This window comes from bacterium, assembly GCA_026398675.1.
Lineage (GTDB): Bacteria > RBG-13-66-14 > RBG-13-66-14 > RBG-13-66-14 > RBG-13-66-14 > RBG-13-66-14.
This window is the reverse complement of the sequence record JAPLSK010000076.1, coordinates 1-5,826: the sequence shown is the minus strand read 5'-3', so window position 1 is coordinate 5,826 and position 5,826 is coordinate 1. Positions and strand designations below refer to the sequence as shown.

The following is a 5,826-nucleotide window of genomic DNA, read 5'->3' as shown; positions in this document are numbered from 1 at the left end:
GCCATCCTCGGGCGGCCTTTTCTCCTCCAGGTCCAGGGCGTCCAGGAGCGCGTAACGCTCCTCCATCCGCTGGCGGCGCTCCGACCTCCGCCGCTGGACGACTTCCAGCCGCCCGCGCTCCCGCCGGTAAAAGAAGAAGACGCTGAAGGCGATGATCGAACGGAAGAGGTCGCCCACGGCCATCCAGAGCGTCCCCCGCTGGAAGGTCTCGACCCATGAATAACCGCCCGGACCGACCAGCCAGAGCGTCCCGGTCAGATTCGAGGCGAAACTCGCCGCCACCAGCCCCAGGGCGAAGGCGCCGGGCCGGGGTTCATCTCCTTTCAGCCGGAGGAAGAGCCCGCCGAGTCCGGCGAAAAAGAGCGGGGCCAGGGCGTAACCGCCGGCCCCCGAGACGAAGAATGCGAACCCCGCGTTACCACCGGGGAGGACCGGCAGCCCGATTGCCCCGAGGACGAGCGGCAGCGCGGCGCCGCCGAGAGCCCACAGCGGCGGGAGAAAACCCGCCGAGACGGCGGCCACCAACGGAGCCAGGCCGGTGTAGGCCTCGACGCCGTACAGCCGGGTCGCCAGGAGGTTGGCCCCCAGGGCGAGCCCCGCCGCCCCGAGGGCGACCAGGAGCTTCACCCGGCGCGGTTTTTCAGAAAGAAGCATGGTGCGGCCCGTTCAAGGAAAGCGCCGCGGCCCAAGAAAAATCACTCCACCGTGACGCTCTTGGCCAGGTTGCGGGGCCGGTCCACGTCGCAGCCGCGCAGCACCGCCACGTGGTAGGCCAGGAGCTGCAGCGGCACCACGGTCAGAAGCGGCGAGAGCTCGTCTATCACCGGCGGGATGAAAATCACGTGGTCGGCCATTCTGCCGGCATCCGTGTCCCCCTCGGTGGCCACGACGATTATCCTCCCGCCCCGGGCCCGGACCTCGGCCACGTTGGACATCGTCTTCTGGTACGTGGGTCACGCGTTGCAGATGGCCACCACCGGCGTGTCGGACTCGATGAGGGCGATGGGGCCGTGCTTGAGCTCTCCGGCGGGGTAACCCGTGGCGTGGATGTAGGAAATTTCCTTGAGCTTGAGCGCCCCCTCGAGGGCGGTGGGATAGTTGTACCCCCGGCCGATGAAGACGAAGTCCTTGGCGTCGGCGAACTCGCCGGCCAGCTTCCGCAGGGCGTCGTTCTGGGCCAGAATCCGCTCCATCTTCGCCGGGATCTGCTCCAGCTCGCGCAGGACCTTACGCACGGCGTCATCGTCAATGGCGTACTTCAGCCGGCCCCAGTGCATGGCCAGAAGCACCAGGGCGATGAGCTGGGCGGTGAAGGCCTTGGTCGAGGCGACCCCTATCTCCGGCCCCGCCATCAGGTGGATGACCCCGTCCGACTCCCGGTCAATGGTGGACCCCTCGACGTTGACCAGGGAGATGACCTTGATGAACTTGCTCTTGGCCTCGCGGATGCCGGCCAGGGTGTCCGCCGTCTCCCCGGACTGGCTGATGGCCATCACGATGGTGTCGCCGCCCAGGACGGGATTGCGGTAGCGGAATTCGCTGGATACGTCTACCTCAACGTGGAGCCGGACGTAGTGCTCCAGGAGGTACTTGCCCACCAGACCGGCGTGCCAACTGGTGCCGGCGGCCTGGATCACCACCCGGCTGACCGAGTTCAGCTCCTGGGGGGTTAGGCCGAGGTTGGCGAAGGCGATGTCCCGGTAGTTGGCGACCCGGCTGACGAAGATGTCGCCCAAAAGGCGCGGCTGCTCGAAAATTTCCTTGAGCATGTAGTGGACGAAGTCGCCCTTGTCCAGGTCCTGGTCGTCCAGCTTTATCTCGCGGACGACGAGCTCGACCGGCTGGGCCTCACGGTCTATCACCGTCACCCGGTCCCGGGTCAGCTCCACCACCTGGCCGTCCTCCACGAAGACCACCCGCCGGGTGAAGCGCAAGAGGGCGTTGGTGTCCGAGGCGATGAAGTTCTCGCCCTCCCCGAGGCCGATTACCAGGGGCGGCCCCTGACGGATGGCGTAGACGGTGTCCGGGAATTGCTCGCTGATGACGGCCAGGGCGAAGTATCCGTCCAGCCGGCTGAAGGTGGCCAGGAGCGCCCGCTGGGGCGGGAGCCCGTCGGAGAGGTAGTCGGCCAGAAGGTGCGCCACCACCTCGGAGTCGGTCTCGCTCTTGAAGACGTGGCCCGCCTTCTCGAGCTCCTCCCGAAGCTGGAGGTAGTTCTCGATGACGCCGTTGTGGACGATGGCCAGGCGCTCGTCCGAGTCGGTGTGGGGGTGGGCGTTCTGGTCCGAGGGCTCGCCGTGAGTGGCCCAGCGGGTGTGCCCGATTCCGATGGTCCCGCCCAAGGGCTGGGAGGCCAACAGATCGGTGAGCTGACGCAGCTTGCCCTCTTTCTTGCGCACCCCGAGCTCGCCGTGGTGGATGGTCGCGATACCGGCCGAATCGTAACCGCGGTACTCCAGCTTCTCCAGCCCGACGAGGAGGACGGACTGGGCGACCTTATTCCCCACGTACCCGACGATACCGCACATGAAAACCTCCGGCGACGTTCGGGGGCAAGGGGTTTAACCGAGCGAACCGAGCTACGCCCCCGGCGAACCGAGCTATGCCTCTGGCAAAACCCCTTGTCTCCTTCGACGTTCGACGATTATAGCAGGCTCGCAGGTCCGGCCGCTAGCGTAGTTCCGATAAGAGGCGCTCCGCGAGAATCTTGACCTCGGGCTCGGCGAAACCGGCGAGGGCCGCCATTAATTCGTTCCTGGCCCCGACGGTGTCACCCTCGGCCAGAAGAACCAGGGCCAGCCCGTAGCGGGCGCTGGGCATCCAGGGGTTCAGCTCCGCGGCCCGGCGGAACTCCTCCACCGCGGCGACGGGGTTTTTTTTATCCAACAGCCACCGGCCCAGGGCGAGGTGGGCGTGGGGCGAGACCCCGGCGAACTCCGAGGCTCGCGGCCCTAAAATTTCCCATAGCGCACCGCCTCCCGGGGATTCGAAACGGGCCAGGAGGTAGCGGGCGGCCGTTTCGTCTGCGTAAACCCCGCCGGGCTCGACCGTCTCGAGGTACGCCGTGGGCTGGGCCGACGTCGTCGCCACGATGGGGGGGAAGAGGTAACCGTAGCCCCACCGGGCCGTGGGGGGCGGGTTCGCGCTTTGGGGGGGATCGGCGAAGAAGAGGTCGGCGCCGTCGGAGACCCGCCGCCGGACCAGCGCCTGAATCCGGGGGGAGGTTAGCATCCCGGCCTCGTCCGCCACGACGACATCCGGGCGCCCGTCGCGGGCGTAGTGGAGGTAGAGGAGGGGGAAGCTCAAGTCCCCGGTGAAGAGGGTTGCGGCGTCCGGCGGCGAGCAGCGCAGGAGGTTCGCCCCGTGCGGCCGCACCGCCAGATCCTCCGGCACCGAGGCGTCGAGAATCGCTAAAACGGCCAGGGCGACCGCCACGGTCGAGGTCGAGACCCGGACCACGCGGAACAGCCACTCCCTCCGCTCCTCGACGCGGGCGAACAGGCGGTCCAGGCCGTACCCCAGCGCGTACACCGCCGCGAAGACGAAGAGGAAGCAGCCCAGGAGGAAGAAGACCTCGAGCCCGATGACGGCGTACCGCGCCGCCCAGTAGAAATCGGCCAGCGCCCCCGCGATCAGGACGACCGTCAGCACCGGCCTCCGCCGGACCAGGAGCGCGAACCCGGCGAGGGACACCCCGACGAGGTACACCGGGAGCTGACCTAAAAGATACCCCCCCAGCAGCCCCGCGTTACTCCAGAAGTAATCGCCGCTCACGCCCCAGTACTCGCCGTAGCTGGCGCCGCCGAGGACGAAGCCCAGCCTTTCCAGGTTGTCCGGTGAGAACCAGGCGACGTCCGGGCCCGCGGCCGTCCGGATCGGGAGGTAGAGGTAAGCCGATAGGCCGAGGAGCCCCGCCGCCGCGACGAGGGCGTAGAAGGCCGCCGGCGGTTTCTTTTCCCGCGCGTACCGGATTAAAACGTAGAGGACGGCCGGCGCGAAAAAAATCTGGGTGAGGTGGTGGGCCAGGGCCAGGCCGTAACAGAGGGCGAGCACGAGGAGGTCCCCGGCCGTCGCCTTGTCGTCGAGCCCGCGGATAATCGCCCACAGAACCACGGCGAGACCCAGCAGGGCGAACCCGTAAACCTCGACGAAGACCGCCCCCCGAACGGCGATGGCGGAGGCGGAGAATAAAAGAGCCGCGAGAAAGGCCGACGTCCGCCTGATCCCGAGCGCGCCCAGGGCGCCGAAGACGAAACCCGCCGCGGCGCAAACGGCGAGGATGTTCAAGAGGCGCAGGCCCGGGAGACCGCCCTCAGGTCCGTCGCCCAGGGAAAACCCGTCGGGCGATACCAGGAGGTACACGACGAAAACGAGCCCGCCCAGCGCCAGGACCGGCCAGACGTCTCTCCACTTGGATTTGACGGCCTCCGACAACGAACCCCCCGGGATGCCGGGGTCAATATACCATAACGGTCGCGGGGCTTGCTTCCATCGGGGCCCGGAAAAAGGGGGCCCAAAAGACCCCCTTCATCCATCCGATTCGGGAAGGACGGCGCGCTCAATCTTGATATTAAAGGGGGCCCGCAGGCCCTCTCCATCATACCGAAAAACGTCCGACGCGGAGCGTGACTACAACGCATAAAGGGGGCCCGTAGGCCCCCTTCATCCATCCGGTTCGGGAAAGACGACGCGCTCAATCTCGACATTAAAGGGGGCCCGCAGGCCCCCCTCCATCAAACAGAAAAACGTCCGACTCCGAACATGACCACACTAGAAAGGGGACCCTAACGGGCCCCCTTCAGCGTCAGACCACCCCGCGGTTACGGATTGGGCGGGTTGTACGGGTACCCGTAGGGGTAGGTCAGCAGGTCGGGAGCGGGATTCAGATCCAGGAGGCGGCTCACCTCTTTGTTGACGTCCTGCCAGTCGTTGGCGACGAAGTCGGTGTCCTCCCCGATCCGATCACGGCAGAGGTTGATGTGGGCGACGGCCTTGGCCATATTGCCGTTGGACTTCATGTAGGCCATCGCGGCGTAGAGGTGGATGTGCCAGGTGGACAGGGCGTAGTTGCCCGCCGAGTCCCTGTAGTACCAGTTGCCGTAGTTCCAGTTGAAGTTCCAGTTAGTATCCGCGTCGGCCGAGTAGTCGCCGAGGTCGGGATCGTTGGCCTCGGAGTCGGCCTTGCAGGCGATTTCCCACTCAGCGATCGCCCGGTTGTAGTATTCCACGTCTGCGTCGCTGGCCAGGTAGAAGGTGAGGCCGGAGCCGTAGTAGGCGTCTATGTAGAACTTGAAGTAGAGGTTCTGCCTCTCCGTCGTTTCCTGGTCGAGCGGATCGCCGATCGTCTGCTTGGCGTAGGAGAAGCTCTGGAAGGCGGACTCAAAGTCGTTCCTGGAGAGCGCCACCCAGCCGAGGCCGTTCCAGGCGTTGGTGTAAGCCTGATCAATCTCCAGGGCCTGCTCGAAGTCGTACTGGGAGCTGGTGTCGTCACCGGCGATGAGGGCCCGCCAGCCTTCGTCGCAGAGCTGCTCGGGGTTCGATGGAATGGGAACCGTGACTTCGGTGCAGCCGGCAACCATAAACACCAGTCCGACGACCACGAGCCCGATTACCAGGGTTTTGTCCTTCACGGGGTTATCCTCCTTAGACTTAGCGAACGAGGACCAGTCGCCGGGTTGCGCTGTCGGTTTCGGTATCGAGTTTGTAGAAGTAAACGCCGGACTCCACGCCCGTCCCGCGGGAGGTTGTGCCGTCCCAGCCGAGAGCGTGACGACCGGCCGTCAAAGTGTCGTCCACCAGGGTCGTGATCAGGCGGCCCGAAAGGTC

General features: G+C 66.1%; 3 protein-coding genes and 1 pseudogene. All 4 read right to left on the bottom strand.

Translation table 11 applies throughout. From position 1 onward, the window contains the following. Window positions 1-654 (bottom strand): hypothetical protein (locus NTW26_01555; GenBank protein MCX7020959.1); only part of this gene is annotated, 654 nt, incomplete at its 3' end. A 41-nt stretch (window positions 655-695) separates the two neighbouring features. Further along, window positions 696-2,528: pseudogene (gene glmS / locus NTW26_01550) on the bottom strand (glutamine--fructose-6-phosphate transaminase (isomerizing)). 142 nt (window positions 2,529-2,670) lie between these two features. After that, window positions 2,671-4,434, bottom strand: coding sequence for a DUF2723 domain-containing protein (locus NTW26_01545; protein MCX7020958.1), 1,764 nt, complete (start codon window positions 4,432-4,434; stop codon window positions 2,671-2,673). 386 nt (window positions 4,435-4,820) lie between these two features. Continuing rightward, window positions 4,821-5,630 carry a hypothetical protein gene (locus NTW26_01540; protein ID MCX7020957.1) on the bottom strand — a complete coding sequence of 270 codons (810 nt, stop codon included), beginning with the start codon at window positions 5,628-5,630 and terminating at the stop codon, window positions 4,821-4,823. Window positions 5,631-5,826 lie beyond the last annotated feature (196 nt).